Below are 17033 nucleotides of genomic sequence, written 5' to 3'. Positions count from 1 at the left end.
CGGTCAGGACGACTGGCGGACCACCAGCTGGGTCGGCAGCACCGTCTGCGGGCGGCGGGCCCGGGGGGAGAGCGACGCCGGCCGCGGGCCGCGGGGGGCCGTGGACGTCTCCTCCAGGAGCAGGTGGGTCATGACCCGGCCCATCCCGCTGATCGGCTGCCGCACGCTGGTGAGCGGCGGGTCCATGTGGCGGGCGATCACCGAGTCGTCGTAGCCGACCAGGGCCACGTCCTCGGGGATGCGCCGCCCCGCCTCGCGCAGCACCTGCCGGGCTCCGGCCGCGGTGACGTCGGAGGCGGCGAAGACGGCGTCCAGGTCCGGCCGGCGCTCCAGCAGCGCGGCCATGGCACGGCGTCCGCCCTCCTCCGAGAAGTCGCCGGGCTCGATCAGCCCCTCGTCCTCCTCGATGCCCGCCTCGGCGAGGGCGGTCCGGTACCCCTCGGCGCGGCGCTGGGCGCCGTACACGTCCAGGCGCCCCGTGATGTGGGCGATCCGGCGACGGCCCCGCTGGATCAGGTGCGCGGTGGCGGAGCGGCCGCCGCCGTGGTTGTCGGAGTCGACGGAGGCCAGCGGCTCGTCCGCGGAGCGGGGGCCGCTGATGACGGCGGGGATGCCGAGCTCGGCGACCATGTCGGGCAGCGGGTCGTCGGCGTGCACCGAGACCAGCAGGACACCGTCCACCCGGTGTGCGGCCAGGTACTGGGCGAGGCGCTGCCGCTCTCGGTCGTTGCCCGCGAATATCAGCAGCAGCTGCATCTCGGTGTCCGAGAGGGCGCTGCCGACGCCGCGCAGCATGTCGGAGAAGTACGGCTCGGCGAAGAAGCGGGTCTCCGGCTCCGGGACCACCAGGGCGATGGCGTCCGACCGGTTGGCGGCCAGCGCGCGGGCCGCCGTGTTGGGCACGTAGCCGAGTTCGGCGACCGCCGCCTCCACGGCGGCCCGGGTCGTCTCGCTGACGCTGGGCGAGCCGTTGATCACGCGCGAGACCGTGCCGCGGCCGACGCCCGCCCGGGCCGCGACCTCCTCAAGGGTGGGTCGCCCGCCGCCTCGGCCCCGTCCGTGACCCGCCATCCGCCGCCTCCTGTTCGTACCGATCCTGGAATCTAACAGCCGTGCCCGCCCCCGCCGGGGCCGACCGCCGTCCGTCCCGCACCGGGAGCGCTCCCGGTCCTGCCGGCCGCAGCGGGGAGAACCGGTCTACGCGCGGAGCACCAAGTATCGCGAGCACCCCTCCCGTTGACCGGGTTCTCCCCATTCGGTAACACACTGATAACCCCCGCAAGATCCCGGCGTCACTTCCCTTGACACCCCTGCCGCGACCCGGGACTCTTCAAGACATCACCACTGGGAGCGCTCCCATAGGCTTCCACGTTACCTGACCCAAACCCAACCCACGCGTTCCCCGCCCGCGCCGCAGCAGGAAGATCAGAGGCCGCCAGTGGCCTTTGGCCCGGGGGGTCGGCACGTCAGGGCAATCAGGAGGGACGACCATGCGCGCCATTCGAACCGCCCGCTCCCGGGCAGTGGTTCTCGCCACGGTCGCGGCGCTCGGCGCCGGGCTGCTGGCCGGCTGCGCCGATGACGGCAAGGACGAGGAGAGCACCTCGTCCGGCAGCGCCGACGGCAAGACCGTGATCACGCTCGGTCTGTTCGGCACGTTCGGCTTCAAGGAGGCGGGGCTCTACGCCGAGTACGAGAAGCTGAACCCGGACATCCAGATCAAGGAAACGGTGATCGAGCGCAACGAGAACTACTACCCGGCGCTCGTCAACCACCTGACCACCGGCAGCGGCCTCCAGGACATCCAGGGCGTCGAGGTCGGCAACATCGCGGAGATCACCGCCACCCAGGGCGACAAGCTGGTCGACCTCTCGAAGTACGGCAAGAAGGGCGACTTCCTCGACTGGAAGTGGCAGCAGGGCACCACCAAGGGCGGGCAGACGGTCGGCCTCGGCACGGACATCGGCCCGATGGCGGTCTGCTACCGCAAGGACCTCTTCGAGAAGGCCGGCCTGCCGACCGACCGCGAGGAGCTCTCGAAGCTGTGGGAGGGCGACTGGGCGAAGTTCATCGACGTCGGCCGCGACTTCCAGAAGAACGCCCCCAAGGGCGTCACCTTCATCGACTCTCCCGGCGGCCTGCTGAACGCCGTCCTCTCCAGTGAGTCCGAGAAGTTCTACGACGCCAAGGGCGATGTCGTCTACAAGACCAACCCGGCGGTCAAGGACGGCTTCACCCTCACGGCGGAGGCCGCGGAGGAGGGCCTGATCGGCAAGCAGGTCCAGTTCCAGCCCGCCTGGGACACCACCATCGCCAACTCCCAGTTCGCGGCCATGCCGTCCTGCCCGCCGTGGATGCTCGGCTACATCGAGAGCAAGTCGAAGCCGGAGTCCGCGGGCAAGTGGGACGTCGCCAAGGCGCCCAAGGCCGGCAACTGGGGCGGCTCCTTCCTGTCCGTGCCGAAGGCCGGCAAGAACACCGAGGCGGCCGCCAAGCTCGCCGCGTGGCTGACCGCCCCGGAGCAGCAGGCGAAGCTCTTCGCCAAGCGCGGGTCCTTCCCGAGCGCCCCGTCCACCTACGAGGGCGACGACGTCCTGGGCGCCAAGAACAAGATGACCGGTGACGCGCCGATCGGCGAGATCTTCGCCGCGGCCGCCAAGACCGCCCCGGAGCAGGTCATCGGCCCGAAGGACCAGATCATCCAGCAGGGTCTGACCGACAACGGCGTGATCCTGATCAGCCAGGGCAAGACCGCCGAGCAGGCCTGGTCCAACGCGGTCAAGACCATCGACAACAACCTGGAGAAGTGACCGGTATGTCCTCCCGGCACTCCGTCGCCGCGTCCCCCGTCAAGGGGGGCGCGGCCCCGGCCGGTTCGCCCCCGGCCGGCAGCGCCCCGGACGACGAGCGGCGCCGGGCCAAGCTGTCCCGCCGCTGGCAGCGGGACCTGCGCTGGAGCCCGTACGCCTTCGTCGCCCCGTTCTTCGTCCTGTTCATCGCCTTCGGCCTGTTCCCGCTGCTCTACACAGGCTGGGCGTCGCTCCACTCGGTGGAGCTGACCGCGCCCACCGACATGGAGTGGGCCGGCCTGCGGAACTACACCCGCATCTTCGACGACGAGTTCTTCTGGAACGCGGCCCGCAACACCCTGATCATCGGCGTCATCTCGACCGTCCCGCAGCTCGCCATGGCGATGGGCATCGCCCACCTGCTCAACTACAAGCTGCGCGCGTCGACCTTCTGGCGCGTCGCCATGCTCGCCCCGTACGCCACCTCCGTGGCGGCGGCCGCGCTGGTCTTCGTGATGCTCTTCGGCCGCGACTACGGCGTGATCAACTGGGCGCTGGGCCTCGTCGGTTTCGACCCGATCGACTGGCAGAACGACAGCTGGGCGTCCAAGCTGGCGGTCTCCGTCATCGTCATCTGGCGCTGGACCGGATACAACGCGCTGATCTACCTGGCGGCGATGCAGGCGATCCCGCAGGACCTGTACGAGTCGGCGGCGCTCGACGGAGCCTCCCGGTGGCGGCAGTTCGTCCACGTGACGCTGCCCTCGCTGCGGCCGACCATCCTGTTCACCGTGGTGGTCTCCACCATCGGCGCCACCCAGATCTTCGGTGAGCCGCTGCTCTTCGACGCCAGCAAGGGCGCCTCGGGCGGCTCGACCCACCAGTTCCAGACCCTCGGCCTCTACCTGTACGAGCAGGGCTGGGTGAACCAGCACCTGGGCCGCGCCTCGGCGATCGCCTGGTCGATGTTCGCGATCCTGATCGTGATCGGGTTGCTGAACTCCGTCATCTCGCGCCGGCTGCGCGCCAGTAGTTAAGGAGACCCGGCCGTGACGACGACCCTGACCCCGCCGCAGCAACCGACGCCCCGGAAGGAGCCGGACGCCAAGGCCACCCGCAAGACCCGCGGACCGCGTTCCGCCCGGGCCGGCGGCCACTTCCACGCGGGCCCGCTGACCTATGTGATCCTCGGCGTGTTCACGCTCGGCTCGCTCTTCCCGCTGTTCTGGACGGCGGTGGCGGCCTCCCGTGACAACGCCCGGCTGGCCCAGACGCCGCCGCCCCTGTGGTTCGGCTCCAACCTCGGCGACAAGCTCGCCGTGGCCTGGAAGGACGCCAACCTGGGCGAGGCCTTCCTCAACACCGCCTTCGTGTCGGGCACCTCGGCGCTGGTGACGTGCTTCCTGTCGGCCATGGCCGGCTTCGCCTTCGCCAAGCTGCGCTTCAAGGGCCGCAACGCGCTGCTGCTCGTCGTGATCGGCACCATGATGGTGCCGCCGCAGCTCAGCGTGATCCCGCTGTACATGATGGTGGCCAAGCTGGACTGGTCCGACCAGCTCCAGGCCGTGCTGCTGCCGTCGTTGATCAACGCGTTCGGCGTGTTCTTCATGCGCCAGTACCTGACGCAGGCACTGCCCGACGAACTGGTCGAGGCCGCCCGGGTGGACGGCGCCAGCACCTGGCGCATCCTGTGGCACATCGTCTTCCCGGTGGCCCGGCCCGCCATGGCGGTGCTGGCCATGCTCAAGTTCGTGGAGACCTGGAACGACTTCCTCTGGCCGTTCCTCGTCCTGACCCAGCACGGGAGTCCGACCGTGCAGGTGGCGGTGGCCGGTCTCGGCCGCGGTTTCACCCCCGACCAGGCCCTCATCATGGCCGGTGCGCTGCTCGGCACGCTGCCGCTGCTGCTCGTCTTCCTGATCTTCGGCAAGCAGATCGTGGGCGGCATCATGCAGGGCGCCGTCAAGGGCTGACCGTGCCGCGGGGCCGGTCCGCCACGTGACCGGCCCCGCGCCCTCCCGCCCTTCCTTCCCCTTCCGCCCACGGTCCCCGCCGTGACCACTCATGGGAGCGCTTCCATGCCCGATTCCGCTCAGGTCTCCTTCCCCTCCGACTTCCTCTGGGGTTCGGCCACCTCCTCGTACCAGATCGAGGGCGCGGTCCGCGAGGACGGCCGCACACCCTCCATCTGGGACACCTTCAGTCATACGCCCGGCAAGACGCACAACGGCGAGCACGGCGACACCGCGGTGGACCACTACCACCGCTACCGCGAGGACGTCGCCCTCATGGCGGACCTGGGCCTCAACACCTACCGGTTCTCCGTCGCCTGGCCCCGGGTCCAGCCCACCGGCCGCGGCCCGGCCGTCCAGAAGGGCCTGGACTTCTACCGCCGCCTGGTCGACGAGCTGCTCGAGAAGGGCATCGCCCCCGCCGTCACCCTCTACCACTGGGACCTCCCGCAGGAGCTGGAGGACGCCGGCGGCTGGCCCGCCCGCGAGACGGCGTACCGGTTCGCCGAGTACGCCGCGATCGTCGGCGAGGCGCTGGGCGACCGGGTGGAGCGGTGGATCACCCTCAACGAGCCGTGGTGCGCGGCCTTCCTGGGCTACAGCTCCGGCGTCCACGCCCCCGGCCGCACCGACGGCGAGCTCGCCCTGCGCGCCGCGCACACCCTCAACCTGGCGCACGGCCTGGGCGCCTCGGCGCTGCGCGCGGCGATGCCGGCCCGCAACACGGTCGCGGTCGCGCTCAACTCGCACGTGGTGCGCACCGTGTCCGACGACCCGCTGGACCTGGAGGCCGGCCGCCGGATCGACGACCTGGCCAACGGCATCTTCCACGGCCCGATGCTGCACGGCGCGTACCCGGAGACCCTGTTCGCCGCCACCGCCTCGGTCACCGACTGGTCGTTCGTCGAGGAGGGCGACCTCAAGGCGATCCACCAGCCGCTGGACGCGCTGGGCCTCAACTACTACACCCCGGCCCTGGTGGGCCACGCCGGCTCGGCCCCCGCCGACGCCCCCCGCACCGACGCGCACGGCACCGGCACGCACTCGCCGTGGCCGGGCGCCGAGGACGTCGTCTTCCACCAGATCCCCGGCGAGCAGACCGCGATGGGCTGGAGCGTGGACGCGACCGGCCTGTACGACCTGCTCAAGCGCTACGACGGCGAGGCGCCGGGCCTGCCGCTCTACATCACCGAGAACGGCGCCGCCTACGACGACCGGCTGGATGCCGACGGCCAGGTGCGCGACCACGACCGCATCGCCTACCTGCACTCCCACCTGTCCAACGTGCGCCGGGCGATGGCCGACGGCGTGGACGTGCGCGGGTACTACCTGTGGTCGCTGCTGGACAACTTCGAGTGGGCGTACGGCTATTCGAAGCGGTTCGGCATGGTCTACGTGGACTACGAGACGCTGGAGCGCACCCCCAAGGCGAGCGCCCTGTGGTACGCGCAGGCCGCCCGGACCGGCACGCTCGCCGAGCCGGTGCCGCTCGCCGACCCGGTGCCGGACGCCGGCTGAGGCCACCGGGGCGGCCCGCGCGAGGGGACGGGCCGCCCCGCGAGGTGCGGCCCGGCCTTGCGTTTTCCCGGGCCCTAGCGGAAGACGGAGGCCGGGGGTGCCGGGGAGGGCACGGCGGTGGCGTCGGTGACGGGGGCCGCGCCGCCGGTGAAGTCGAGCAGGGCAGGGCCGTGCTCCACCCGCGCGGTGTGCGGGTCGCCGGCCGCGCGGCGGGTCAGTTCGGCGACGGGCAGCGGCGCGTCGGAGGCGACCAGTACGGCGTTGCCGAAACGCCGCCCGCGCAGCACCGCGGGTTCCGCGATCAGCGCCAGCTCGCCGAAGCGGGCGGCGGCGGTGGCGATCTGACCGCGCAGGAACGCGAGCGGGGCGCCGTCGGCGATGTTGGCCACGTACCGCCCGCCCGGCGCGAGGGCGCGGCGCACCTCGTCCAGGAACTCCACGGAGGTGAGGTGGGCGGGGGTGCGGGCGCCGCCGAACACGTCGGCGACGACCAGGTCGGCCCGGGCGTCCGGGGCCTTGGCCAGGCCCGCGCGGGCGTCCGCGGTACGGACCCGCACCCGGGCGGCGGGGTCCAGGGGCAGTTCCCGGCGCACCAGCTCCACGAGGCGCGCGTCGCGTTCCACCACCTGCTGCGTGGAACGGGGGCGGGTCGCCGCGACGTACCGCGCCAGGGTGAATGCGCCGCCGCCGAGGTGGAGGGCGTTGACCGGCCTGCCCGGCGGGGCCGCGAGGTCGATGACGTGGCCGATGCGGCGCTGGTAGGTGAAGGAGAGGTGGGCGGGGTCGTCCAGGTCGACGTGCGACTGGGGCGCCCCGTCGACGGTGAGCGTCCACGCGCGCGGGCGCTCGCGGTCCGGCACCAGCTCGGCGGTGCCTCCGTCGACCTCCGCGCTGACCACCACCGCGGCCGCGCCGCCCCGTACCTTCCTGCCCATGCGCCCATTGTCCTCCCCCGCGGCACGGCCGTCGGGAGCACCCCCGGGCGATGCCGGGCCGGACGCGTCGTCCGACGGGCGGGGCCGTGTCACCCGGCGCGGAGCCGGGGCGGGCCTGCTCGCGGGTCGACCGCGGCGAGACCGGAAACGGACCACTGGCAGCTGCCCCTCGGCGCGAGACCGGAAACGGACTCCTCGCGGCTGCCCCCTCGGCGCGAGACCGGAAACGGACTCCTCACGCCGCGCCCCGCACGAGACCAGCAGCAGACCACTCACGCCTGCCCCCTCGGCGGCGCGAGACCGGAAGCAGACCACTCACGCCGCGCCCCGCACGAGACCAGCAGCAGAACACCCACGGCCGCCCCTCAACGCGAGACCGGAAACGGACTCCTCGCGGCTGCCCCCGGCGCGAGACCAGCAGCAGACCACTCGCGGCTGTCCCCTCGGAGCGAGACCGGAAGCAGACTACTCACGCCGCGCCCCCGCGCGAGACCAGCAGCAGACCACTCACTGCCGCGCCCCCTCGGCGCGAGACCGGAAGCGGACTCCTCGCGGCTGCGCCCCGCGCGAGACCAGCAGCGGACCACTCGCGGCCGCGCCCCCGCGCGAGACCGGAAGCGGGCTACTGGCAGCTGTCGGCCGCGGCGATGAGGCGGGCGGCCTCGCCGAGGGCGCGGCGCAGGACGGCCGGGTCGGTGGCGAGCCCGCCGGACACCGGGGGGAGCAGCCAGTCCGTGCCCTCGACCCGGTGCACGCACCGGCTGCCGGGAACGTTCCACCGCTCCGCCGTACCGGACGGCACCACGAACCCCAGCGTGCCGCCGCGGTCGTCGTGCAGCACGGGGCCCACCGCCTCGACGAAGTGGCGGCGCAGGATGTCCACCGCCTCGAGTCCCTGTCGCGTGGGCACGGTCACCACGTCGCCCCACACCGTCACACGGTCGTGTCGCATCTTCGGCCTCCAGGGACCTCAACAGCTCAAAACCGGCAGTAGCCCATAGCGTGAACTCAACGTCAGTGAACCCCCGGCGGACACGGACGGACGGCCGTATCCGCCAATCCGCTCCCCTTCGCCACCCCTCGCAATCCGGCCAACCGTCCCGAAAAGCCCCAGGAGTCACTTGCGCACCCCGCGTTGTCGGTGGCAGATGCCAGACTTCCCCGGGTGAGCGAATACCTGAGCGGCCCGCGCCCCGGTCGGGGCGGTCCGGGCCCCGAGCCGAACCAGTCGCCCGGGCCCGCCGCGGGCCGTGGCGAGGGCCCCGAGGGCGGGCCGGCGCTGCGGCAGCGGCTGGCCGACCTGCGCGGTCCGGGCGTGGACGCCAAGCCGCTGGACGCCCGTGCCCTGGCGGCGCTGGCCGCCAACCCGGGCTGTGACCGGCGGGCGCTCCTGGACGGCGCCGGTGTGGACAAGACGGAGCTGGCGAGCGCGCTGGGCGCGCCCGCCCCGTTCGGCCAGTCCCAGTTCGCCTTCACCCGTGGGCACGCCTTCGAGGCGCGGGTGAAGGGCGACGGCGGCGCGGAGCTGCTGCGGCTGGTGCGCGAGCGGCTGGATCCGTCCGCCCCGGAGCCGCCGCCGGGCGGCGCCCGGGTGCCGGACCTGGCGGCCACGGGCCCGCAGGGGCGCGCCGGCCGCACGGCGCTGGCGCTGCGCGAGGCTTCGGCCGCCGCCGCGGCGGAGGGCGCGTGGACGCTCCTGGACCACCCGATGCTGGCCCTCGAGGTGGCGGGGACGCCCGCCTTCCTGGAGCCGGACGCGGTGGTGGTCCACCCGGACGGCACCTGGACGGTCGTGGAGATCAAGTCGTTCCCGCTGCTGGACGGTTCCGCCGACGCCGCGAAGGTGGGCGCGGCGGCCCGCCAGGCCGCGGTGTACGTGCTGGCGCTGGAGGAGGTGGCGGCGCGCATCGACCCGCCGCCGCAGGTGCGGCACCGGGTTCTGCTGGTCTGCCCCAAGGACTTCTCGAACCTGCCGACCGCCTCCGCCGTGGACGTGCGCAAGCAGCGCGCGGTGACGGCGCGGCAGCTGGGCCGGCTGACGCGGGTGGAGGAGATCGCGGCCGCCCTGTCCCCGGACGCCTGCTTCTCCCCCGGGCTTCCGGCCGAGCGGCTGGTGGAGTCGGTCGAGTCGGTGCGCGCCGTGTACACCCCGGAGTGCCTGGCCACCTGCGAACTCGCCTTCCACTGCCGGTCCCGTGCCCGTGAGGACGGCGCGGTGACGGTGCTCGGCCGGTCCGCGCGGGCCGAGCTGGGCGAGCTGGCCGCCGTGGAGACGGTGCTGGCGGCGGCCCGCGGCGAGGCGGGCGACGCCTCGGACCCCGCGGTGGCCGCGCTCCGGCGGGCCGCCCGGCTGCGGGAGGAGGCGCTGGCATGTCGCTGATCACGACCCTGGCCCGGCTGGAGGCGATCCGGGTGGGCCGCGCGCAGCCCGCCGCCACGGTCCGCCACCGTCATCTGTCGGAGCGTCCGCTGGTGTTCGTGCCGCTGACCACGGCCGGTGAGGCGGGCGCCCCGCTGGGCGCCCTGGTCGGCCGCGACCGGGACGCGCCGCGTCTGCTGGTGGTGCCCCAGCCTCGCGACCCCGACCTGCGGTCGGCGTTCCTGGCCGAGCTGGCCGACGTCGTCCTGCCGTACGTGGAGTCCTTCGCGGACGACGTGGAGCTGGTGGAGGGCAAGGAGGCCGATCCGGAGACCGGCCGGCAGGTGAAGGTGGAGCGGGAGCTCTGCGCCGACGCCCCGCAGCTGATCGTGCCGAGCCGGGCGGGCGTGGACCTCGTCCGGCTGCTGGGCCGCTCCACGCGGTTCCGCCGCACCGCCGAGCAGGATCCGGAGACGGCGTACCCGGCGCCGCCGCGGGTGCCGCTGCTGGGCCGCTGGTTCACCCATTTCGGGGAGCGCGCCCGGGTGCCGGGCTCGTCGCTGCTGCTGGCGATGACCGACCTGCTCTCCCGGCACTGGGCGACCGGCCAGTCCAGCCTGGAGGACCAGCACCTGGGGGCGCTGCTGGCCTGGGTGGACCCTCCGCGGGAGGAGGGGCTGACCGGCGCCGAGGCGGCGCTGCGGGCCGAGGTGGGGCGCGACGCGGAGGGCCAGCTGCTGTGCCCGCCGGCGGGTCCGGCCACCGACCCGGCCTTCGACAACCGGCTGCTGGCCCCCGCGATCGAACGCTACGACCGGGCGCGTTCCGCGCTGGCGGCGGCCGAGGACGGCGTGGCGGCGGACGCGCTGCTGGCCCACCTGGCGGAGGCGGAGCGGGAGATCCGTGAGCTGGTCCGTTCCCGCACGCTGCCGACCTGGGAGAACGTCTGGCGGGGCCTGGACCTGCTGCGCGAGCTGCCCGAGGCGGCGCACGTGCCGGACCGCTGGACGGGCGACCGGTGGTCGTACACCGCCCACCGGGACCGGGTGGCCTCAGGCGAGCCCCCGCAGCCGCGGATCGACGACGCGGTCACGGCCGCCCAGAAGCTGGCCCGCCGCGAGCGGGAGCAGGCGAAGCTGGACGCCCAGGAGGCGCTGGACGACCCGCTGGTGCTGGCGGCCCGGCGGCTGACCGGCGAGGCCTTCGTCGGCGAGGTCGTCGACGTCACCATGACCTACACGGAGACCAAGCGGCCCAGCCCGCGCCCGCTGGTGACGCTGCGCACCGACGACCGGCCGCACCTGGGCGAGAAGGCCAAGGTGTACCGCTCCCTGGACGGCAAGCCGCAGACGGCGCAGTTCGTGTCCGTGGAGGAGGAGGACGGCGGCCTGGACCCGGAGGGCGGCGGCCCGCTGCTGGTGGTGCTGCGGATCGTCGACAGGATGGGCCGTGGCAAGGAGCCCGCGCTCGGCTCGGTGCCGGAGAAGGGCGACCGGCTCTGCTTCACCCTCTTCGAGCACGAGCCGCGCGGCGGACCGAAGCTGCCGGACCCGGAGAACACCCCGTGGACGCACGGCGGACCGCCCACCGACCCGGCGCCGCTGCCCGCCGCCGATCCCGTCACCGAGGAGGACCTGCTGTGATCACGTCCGTCGGCGCCGCCCGCGCCGCGGCCTTCGACCCCGGCGCGGAGGCCGCCCGGGTCACCGGTGAGATCCTGCGCGACACGATGGCCGGCGCGCACCGCGGCGTGGTGGTGGACTCCCCGCCGGGCGCCGGCAAGTCCACGCTGGTGGTGCGGGCCGCGCTGGAGCTCGCCGACGCGGGGCGTCCGCTGATGGTGGTCGCACAGACCAACGCGCAGGTCGACGACCTGGTGCTGCGGCTCCACGAGAAGCGGCCCGACCTCCCGGTGGGCCGGCTGCACAGCAGCGACGCCGACGCCTACGACAAGGCGCTGGAGGACCTGGACAACGTCCTGCTCTCCGACAAGGCCGCGGCGCTGGCCGGGCTGCCGGTGGTGATCTCCACGGCCGCCAAGTGGGGCCACGTGAAACCGTCGGACGCGCACTGGGAGCAGGCGATCGTCGACGAGGCGTACCAGATGCGCTCCGACGCGCTGCTCACGGTGGCCGGGCTGTTCGACCGGGCGCTGTTCGTCGGCGACCCCGGTCAGCTCGACCCGTTCTCGGTGGTCGGCGCGGAGCAGTGGGCGGGGCTGTCGTACGACCCGTCCGCCTCGGCGGTCACCACGCTGCTGGCGCACAACCCGGGGCTGCCGCAGCACCGGCTGCCGGTGTCCTGGCGGCTCCCCGCCTCGGCGGCGCCGCTGGTGTCCGACGCGTTCTACCCGTACACGCCGTTCCGCGCGGGCACCGGGCCCGAGGACCGGCGGCTGGCGTTCGGGGTGCCGTCGGACGGGTCGGGGCCGGACCGGGTGATCGACGAGGCGGCGGTCTCCGGCTGGGGCCTGCTGGAGCTGCCGCACCGGCTGACGCCGCGCACGGATCCGGAGGCGGTGCGGGCGGTGGCCCAGGTGGTGCGGCGGCTGCTGGACCGGGGCGGGGCGGCGGTGTCGGAGCGGTCGCCCGATCCGGTGCCGCTGACCGCCGACCGGGTGGCGGTCGGCACGGCCCACCGGGACCAGGCGGCCGCGGTCCGGGCGGCGCTCGCCGAGCTGGGCGTGCGGGACGTGGTCGTGGACACCGCCAACCGGCTGCAGGGGCGGGAGTACGACGTCACGGTGGTGCTGCACCCGCTGTCCGGGCGGCCGGACGCGACGGCGTTCCACCTGGAGACGGGGCGGTTGTGCGTGCTGGCGTCGCGGCACCGTCACGCGTGCATCGTGGTCTGCCGCGCGGGGGTCGCCGACCTCCTCGACGACCACCCCTCCACGGAGCCGGTCCAGCTCGGCGTCACCGTGAAGTTCCCGGACGGCTGGGAGGCCAACCACGCCGTCCTCTCCCACCTCACCGAACACCGCGTCACCTGGACCCCCTGACCCCGCCGGGGTCGCGTGACCGTGGCATGGGGGGATCCGGCCCCCTGCCCCGCCGCGGTTACGTGACCGTGGCGTTGGGGGTGAGGAGGGTGGGGACGTGGTCCGGGGGGACGGGGCGGCTGTAGAGCCAGCCCTGGCCGGTGTCGCAGCCGATGCGGCGGAGCCGGGCCGCCTGCGCCGCCGTCTCCACCCCCTCCGCGGTGACACTGAGCCCCAGCCGGTGCGCGAGCTGCACCATCGCCTCGACGATCACCTCGTCCGCCGCGTTCGGGGCGGCCCGGTCCCCGTCCTCGTACTGGAACCCCCGCACGAACGATCCGTCCAGCTTCAGCACCGACACCGGCAGCCGACTGAGGTAGGCCAGGTTGGAGTACCCGGTCCCGAAGTCGTCGATGGCGATCCGCACGCCCATGTCGCTGAGGGCCTGGAGCGCCTTGATCGGCCGCCCCGCGGACCCCATCAGCGCGGACTCCGTGAGCTCCAGCTGCAGCAGCCCCGGGTCGAGTTCCGTCTCGGCGAGGATCCGCGCCACGTCCGCGACCAGGTCGGAGTCCCAGACCTGCCGCACCGCCACGTTGACGCTGACGAACAGCGGCGGCTCCCCCGGATGGTCGAGCTGCCACCGCCGCGCCTGGCGGCAGGCGGTCCGCAGGATCCACCGCCCCAGCGGCACGATGGAGCCGTCCTCCTCGGCCAGCCCCACGAACCGGTTCGGGGACAGCATCCCGAACTGGGGGTGGTCCCACCGGACCAGCGCCTCGACCCCCCGCACCCGCCCGTCGGACATGCCGACCAGCGGCTGGTACTGGAGGACGAACTCCTCACGCTCGATCCCCGGCCGGAGCGTGGAGACCAGCGCCTGCCGGGTCATCCGGTGCGCGTTGCGCTCGGGGTCGAAGAGCGTCCAGCGTGACTTGCCGTCGGCCTTCGCCCAGTACAGCGTCGTGTCCGCGGCCTGCATCAGCCCGGTGGCGGTGGTTCCCTCGGCGTGCCGCTCGACGACGCCGATGGAGGCGGAGACGGAGAGCCGCTGCCCGGAGAGGTCGAACGGCGCCTGGAGTGCGGTGAGGACCGATTCGGCCAGGTCGGCGAGCTGCTCGGTGCCGGTGGAGTCCTCCACCAGCAGCGCGAACTCGTCGCCGCCGAGCCGGGCCACCAGCGGCGCGCCCGTCCGGTTGAACCCGGTCTCGTCGGCGCACCGGGTGAGGCGTTCGGCGACGGCGGCCAGCAGCCGGTCGCCGACCCGGTGGCCGAGCGTGTCGTTGATGGCCTTGAACCCGTCGAGGTCCAGGTAGCAGAGGCCCACCCGGCCGGTGCCGACGTCGGAGCCGACGGCGTGTTCCAGCGCGTTGGTGAGCCGTTCGAAGAACAGGCTGCGGTTGGGCAGACGGGTGACCGGGTCGTGCATCTGGAGGTGGCGCAGCCGGGCCTGGAGCTCGCGGCGGGCGGAGATGTCGGCGACCGAGAGCAGCACGCCCTGTTCGCCGCCGGTCAGCGGGGTCACCGTGACCTGCGCCCAGAGCGAGTGCCCGTCGGGGTGCTTGAGCCGGCGGGTGCACCGCAGCACCGCCTGGCGGCCCCGCAGCACCTCCCGGTACGCCTGCCAGGTGCGCGGGTCGGCGGCCAGGTCGACCAGGTCGGCGGCGACCCGGCCGGCCAGCGCGTCCGGGCGGGGCGCGCCGAGCAGCCGCGCCAGCGTGGCGTTGGCGCCCACCACCAGCCCGTCCGGGGCGACCACCGCCATGGCCAGCGGCGCGGCCGTGAAGGCGGACCGGTAGGCGGGGTCGAGGGCGAGCAGCCCCTCGCCGCCCGCGGGCGTGACCTGTGCGGATCCGCCACGCTCCGTGACGGTCTGGCCCACGCCATCCGGGGCCGCTGCCGGACCTTCGGACGTTCCGCTCACCGCTTGCTCCCGCAGTGCACTCGATCTTCGTATGGGTAGTCCGGGTCGGGAAGAGTCAGGAAAGTGTGCCGATCATAGAGGCAGCCCACAGGCCCTTCCAGCCGTTCATTTCCGCACCGGGGCAAACCACCCCAGCGACAGATCGCTTGCGTCCACAAATGGACACGTTGCTCCGTCGACCGATCAATTGTGACGTTCCGTGACCGAAGCTCCGTTCGAGTTCCGGCCGGGCCGCCGGGACGCCGTGGTCGCGCCTCACCCTTCCGGGCCAGACGAACAGGGCATCTCTCCACACCATCACACAGTCTGGGTGCGGTGTCCCGGAAATCGCGCCCGGAGGTAGACGTGCCGTGTCCACTCCCCTTCCCCGAGGGGTCCCGCCGCCGTCCGGGCATGCGGACCGCGGCGGCCGTGGCCACCACGTTGAGCGCACTCGCCGCGACCTCGATCATCGCCCACCCCTCCGCCGCCGGTACCGGCCTGGAATCCTGCGCGCTGGAACGCACCTCCGCCCACCACTCCGAGGGCCTGGACACCTGGAACGCCCACTACCCCCGTCCCACCCGGCCCCTCGACGCGGTGATGGTGTTCCTTTCCTTCCCTGACTCGGACCCGCTCACCACTCCGGCGCAACTGGTGGCCGACCATTTCCCGCTCACCAGCGAGTACTTCGAGAAGGCCAGTTACGGACGCTTCACGGTCCGCCCGCACCCGGGGCGCACCTGGCTGCGGATGCCGCGCGCGTCCACCGAGTACGCCATGCGGCGCGACTGGGGCGCCCCCGAACGCGCCGCGTACCTCCGCGACGCGCTCTCCGTCGCCGACCCGGAGGTCGACTTCTCGCGGTACGACATCGTCTACCTGGTCGCCGACCCGGACGCGCCGGGCGTCAACGCGGACGCCACCAAGGTCGTCAACCTCTCCAGGCCGCTGCGGGCCGACGGCACGGACCTGCGGCGGGTGGTCACCGTCTTCGAACGGCATCCCCCGGACCGGCTGGTGCTGGCCCACGAGACCGGCCACGTGCTGGACCTGCCCGACCTCTACAACCGCCCGGTGGACGGCAAGGGCGACTGGGACACCCACGTCGGCGACTGGGACCTCATGGGCAGCCAGTTCGGCCTCGCGCCGGACCTCATGGGCTGGCACAAGTGGAAGCTGGGCTGGCTGGAGGCGCAGCAGATCACCTGTGTGCGGGGCGCCACCCGGCTCACCCTGGAGCCGCTGGGGGTGGGCGGCGGGACGGGGCGGGGCGACCCGGAGACCGGTGCGGCGGCGGCCGGGTCCGAGAACGGGCTGGCGGGACGGCGTCCGCAGGAGGCCGGGGCGTTCGGCCTCGAGGCCTTCGGCGCCACCGGGGCGGCGGGGGCGGCCGGCTCGCCCGCCGCGATGCCGTACTTCGGCCTGGGCGGCGGCACCAAGCTGGCGGTGGTGCGGACCGGGCCGGACAGCGTGCTGGCCTTCGAGGCCCGCGGCCCCGTGGGCAACGACACCACCACCTGCTCGGAGGGCGTGCTGGTGTACCGGGTGAACGGCGGCACGGACTCCGGCAAGGGCCCCGTGGAGGTGGTGGACGCCCACCCCGGGACCTCCGCCTGCCCGGAGCGCTCGGTGTACCCGCCGCTGGCCGACGCGCCGGTGGCCGCCGGGGAGAGCTTCACCGTGCCGGGCGACGGCGTGCGGGTGCGGGTGGAGGGGCGCACGGCGTCGGGGGCCTGGACGGTACAGATCACGCCGGCCCCGGACACGACGGAGGCCCGGTCCACGTCTCCGTGAACCGGGCCTCCGGTGTCGGTGCGCCGCCAGGGACTCGAACCCCGGACCCGCTGATTAAGAGTCAGCTGCTCTAACCAACTGAGCTAGCGGCGCCTGCTGACGAGGTAGACATTAGCACCCCGGTCGGGGTGACGAGAAATCGATATTCACGCGCCGCTCACCGGGCGGTCACGTGGGCCCCGGCGCGCCGCGGTGGCCGGCCGGACCGGGGGCGTCCTCGACGCCGCGCAGCAGGTCACGGCCGAATTCGACCATCTTCACCGCGTAGTCCTCGGTCCAGTCCGCGCGGGCCGCGATGTCGGCGGTGGAGAGCCGGTCGAAGCGGCGGGGGTCGGCGAGCTGGGCGGCGGCCATCGCCTGGTACTCCAGCGCACGGTCGGCCGCCGCGCGGAACGCCACGGTGAGTTCCGTGGCCCGGGACAGCAGTGCCTCGGGGTCGTCGATCGACTCCAGGTCGAAGAAGTGCTCGGGGTCGGCGGCGGCCGCCGCCGGCTCGAAGAGCAGGGGCGCGGGGCGTAGCCGCGGGGGGTTCTGTCGCGGCGTGTGCTCCGCCATGCGGGTCTCCGTTCGTCACGTTTCCGTCTCGTGCACCGCCATCCATTGTCCCGCCCCCCGCAACCCCCGCCTTTGGCCCCGGATTCCCCGCCCGCACGACCGGCCGCGCGAGCCCCGCGGGACCGGCCGCACGACCGGCCGCGCGAGCCCCGCGGGACCGTGGCGACCGGGCGACCGGGGCCACC

13 protein-coding genes and 1 tRNA gene are annotated in these 17033 nt (G+C 73.7%); 8 read left to right on the top strand and 6 right to left on the bottom strand.

Annotated elements, in window-relative coordinates; translation table 11 throughout:
* Positions 1-3: 3 nt before the first annotated feature.
* Entirely contained in the window at positions 4-1071 is a 1068-nt protein-coding gene (locus tag ACWD3O_RS21275) for a LacI family DNA-binding transcriptional regulator (RefSeq protein WP_451411127.1), read from the bottom strand.
* Between the two features lie 419 nt (positions 1072-1490).
* Here ACWD3O_RS21275 and ACWD3O_RS21270 point away from each other — a divergent pair, with 419 nt between their 5' ends.
* From ACWD3O_RS21270 to ACWD3O_RS21255, 4 genes are all read left to right on the top strand, one after another.
* Positions 1491-2810 carry an ABC transporter substrate-binding protein gene (locus tag ACWD3O_RS21270; RefSeq protein WP_451411128.1) on the top strand — a complete coding sequence of 440 codons (1320 nt, stop codon included), beginning with the start codon at positions 1491-1493 and terminating at the stop codon, positions 2808-2810.
* Between the two features lie 5 nt (positions 2811-2815).
* Positions 2816-3826: a carbohydrate ABC transporter permease gene (locus tag ACWD3O_RS21265; RefSeq protein WP_451417007.1), complete on the top strand. Its 1011-nt coding sequence runs from the start codon at positions 2816-2818 to the stop codon at positions 3824-3826.
* 12 nt (positions 3827-3838) lie between these two features.
* Positions 3839-4762, top strand: a complete 924-nt coding sequence (locus ACWD3O_RS21260; RefSeq protein ID WP_451411129.1) for a carbohydrate ABC transporter permease — start codon at positions 3839-3841, stop codon at positions 4760-4762.
* Positions 4763-4867: 105 nt separating this feature from the next.
* The gene (locus tag ACWD3O_RS21255) at positions 4868-6319 is read left to right on the top strand and encodes a GH1 family beta-glucosidase (RefSeq protein WP_451411130.1); all 1452 of its coding nucleotides are present in this window, start codon (positions 4868-4870) and stop codon (positions 6317-6319) included.
* A 74-nt stretch (positions 6320-6393) separates the two neighbouring features.
* Here ACWD3O_RS21255 and ACWD3O_RS21250 read toward each other — a convergent pair whose 3' ends face one another.
* Positions 6394-7254: a spermidine synthase gene (locus ACWD3O_RS21250; RefSeq protein ID WP_451416944.1), complete on the bottom strand. Its 861-nt coding sequence runs from the start codon at positions 7252-7254 to the stop codon at positions 6394-6396.
* 622 nt (positions 7255-7876) lie between these two features.
* Complete coding sequence (locus ACWD3O_RS21245; RefSeq protein WP_451411132.1) at positions 7877-8206, bottom strand: hypothetical protein; 330 nt, start codon at positions 8204-8206, stop codon at positions 7877-7879.
* Between the two features lie 213 nt (positions 8207-8419).
* Between ACWD3O_RS21245 and ACWD3O_RS21240 the strand changes: the two genes are divergently transcribed.
* The 3 genes from ACWD3O_RS21240 to ACWD3O_RS21230 are packed head-to-tail and all read left to right on the top strand — an operon-like array spanning position 8420 to position 12614.
* Positions 8420-9634 (top strand): hypothetical protein, encoded by a 1215-nt coding sequence (locus tag ACWD3O_RS21240; protein ID WP_451416943.1) that lies wholly within the window; start codon positions 8420-8422, stop codon positions 9632-9634.
* Positions 9625-11256, top strand: coding sequence for a hypothetical protein (locus ACWD3O_RS21235; RefSeq protein ID WP_451416942.1), 1632 nt, complete (start codon positions 9625-9627; stop codon positions 11254-11256). Before ACWD3O_RS21240 ends, ACWD3O_RS21235 begins: the two co-directional genes overlap by 10 nt.
* Complete coding sequence (locus tag ACWD3O_RS21230; protein ID WP_451417006.1) at positions 11256-12614, top strand: AAA domain-containing protein; 1359 nt, start codon at positions 11256-11258, stop codon at positions 12612-12614. Before ACWD3O_RS21235 ends, ACWD3O_RS21230 begins: the two co-directional genes overlap by 1 nt.
* A gap of 58 nt (positions 12615-12672) precedes the next feature.
* Here the strand turns inward: ACWD3O_RS21230 and ACWD3O_RS21225 are convergent, their stop codons facing one another.
* A complete protein-coding gene (locus ACWD3O_RS21225; protein WP_451417005.1) occupies positions 12673-14412 on the bottom strand; it encodes a putative bifunctional diguanylate cyclase/phosphodiesterase in 1740 nt (579 codons plus the stop codon).
* Positions 14413-14832: 420 nt separating this feature from the next.
* On the opposite strand from ACWD3O_RS21225, the gene ACWD3O_RS21220 reads away from it, so the two are divergent.
* Positions 14833-16293: a M6 family metalloprotease domain-containing protein gene (locus ACWD3O_RS21220; RefSeq protein ID WP_451416941.1), complete on the top strand. Its 1461-nt coding sequence runs from the start codon at positions 14833-14835 to the stop codon at positions 16291-16293.
* A gap of 19 nt (positions 16294-16312) precedes the next feature.
* Here the strand turns inward: ACWD3O_RS21220 and ACWD3O_RS21215 are convergent.
* Positions 16313-16386: transfer RNA gene (locus ACWD3O_RS21215), tRNA-Lys, on the bottom strand.
* Between the two features lie 75 nt (positions 16387-16461).
* Complete coding sequence (locus ACWD3O_RS21210) at positions 16462-16848, bottom strand: hypothetical protein (RefSeq protein ID WP_451411136.1); 387 nt, start codon at positions 16846-16848, stop codon at positions 16462-16464.
* Positions 16849-17033 lie beyond the last annotated feature (185 nt).

The organism is Streptomyces sp. NPDC002640, assembly GCF_053592575.1.
The sequence above is the reverse complement of the archived record's forward strand: the minus strand, read 5'-3'. Positions and strand labels throughout refer to the sequence as shown.

Coding starts and splice junctions, on each gene's coding strand:
- ACWD3O_RS21250 (WP_451416944.1), bottom strand. CDS start 7,254: ATGGGCAGGAAGGTACGGGGCGGCGCGGCCGCGGTGGTGGTCAGCGCG.
- ACWD3O_RS21255 (WP_451411130.1), top strand. CDS start 4,868: ATGCCCGATTCCGCTCAGGTCTCCTTCCCCTCCGACTTCCTCTGGGGT.
- ACWD3O_RS21210 (WP_451411136.1), bottom strand. CDS start 16,848: ATGGCGGAGCACACGCCGCGACAGAACCCCCCGCGGCTACGCCCCGCG.
- ACWD3O_RS21265 (WP_451417007.1), top strand. CDS start 2,816: ATGTCCTCCCGGCACTCCGTCGCCGCGTCCCCCGTCAAGGGGGGCGCG.
- ACWD3O_RS21245 (WP_451411132.1), bottom strand. CDS start 8,206: ATGCGACACGACCGTGTGACGGTGTGGGGCGACGTGGTGACCGTGCCC.
- ACWD3O_RS21235 (WP_451416942.1), top strand. CDS start 9,625: ATGTCGCTGATCACGACCCTGGCCCGGCTGGAGGCGATCCGGGTGGGC.
- ACWD3O_RS21275 (WP_451411127.1), bottom strand. CDS start 1,071: ATGGCGGGTCACGGACGGGGCCGAGGCGGCGGGCGACCCACCCTTGAG.
- ACWD3O_RS21270 (WP_451411128.1), top strand. CDS start 1,491: ATGCGCGCCATTCGAACCGCCCGCTCCCGGGCAGTGGTTCTCGCCACG.